The sequence below is a fragment of the Mycobacterium pinniadriaticum genome (assembly GCF_026242045.1).
GTDB classification, from domain to species: domain Bacteria; phylum Actinomycetota; class Actinomycetes; order Mycobacteriales; family Mycobacteriaceae; genus Mycobacterium; species Mycobacterium pinniadriaticum.
Window position 1 is genome coordinate 1 of record NZ_JAPJDO010000111.1, and the last position, 951, is coordinate 951.

General features: G+C 67.3%; 1 protein-coding gene. It reads right to left on the reverse strand.

Annotated elements, in window-relative coordinates:
- Positions 1 to 8 precede the first annotated feature (8 nt).
- A partial coding sequence (locus tag ORI27_RS32870) for an ISL3 family transposase (RefSeq protein WP_266001429.1) occupies positions 9 to 951 on the reverse strand: 943 nt, incomplete at its 5' end.

Consider the following 951-nt stretch of genomic DNA (forward strand, 5'->3'; position numbering starts at 1 on the left):
CAGGCTCTTCACGATTGACGGTGTAGTTGTGGTCTGAATCCGCCGGTTTCCAGTAGCGATCGGGCGATGTAGTTGGTGAGGTTGCGGAAGCCCAGGGCCGATCCGCGGAGGTGTTCGAGGCGGCCGTTGATCGCCTCGGTCGGGCCGTTGCTCGTGCCGGGCCGGTCGAAGTAGGCCAGAACATCGGCGGCCCGCTTCTTCAGCGTGCGTCCGAGGGTGACCAGCTCCTGCAGCGGCTTGGGAACGCCAGCGCTCAGCGTGGCGATCAGCGCCGCCATCATCGCGCGGCCCTTTTTGCGGTCGGGTTCACGATAGGCGGCCACGGTGCGCTGATAGATCGTCCAGGTGGCCTCGACCTCGGCATGGGCGTCGACGGCGAACAGGGCAGCCAGCCGGGCGTGCTGTCTGTCGGTGAGCAGATCGGCCCCGGTATGCAGGGTTCGCCGGCACGCGTAGAGCGGGTCGGTCTTGCGGCCTCGGTGCCCAGAGGTGGCCAACTGCACGCGGCGTCGGCATTCGTCGAGGGCGTTGCCGGCCAGGCGCACCACGTGGAAGGGATCCATCACCGTCGCCGCCTCGGGTAGCTCTTCGGCGGTAGCGGTCTTGAAGCCGGAGAACCCATCCATGGCAACGACTTCCACGCCATCACGCCAGTGCTGTGGCCGCTCGGCCAACCAGTCCTGGAACGCCTTCTTAGAGCGGCCCTCGACCATGTCGAGCAGCCGAGCCGGACCGGTCCCGTCACGGACGGGGGTGAGATCGATGATGACGGTGACGTACTTGTCGCCGCGGCGGGTGTGCCGCCACACGTGCTCATCGACGCCGATCACCGCCACTCCATCGAAGCGGGCCGGATCAGCGATGAGTACCCGCTTGCCCTCGGCCAGGACCGCGTTGTTGGCGGTGTTCCACGACACCGCCAGGGCTTCGGCGACTCTGGCCACGCTCAGG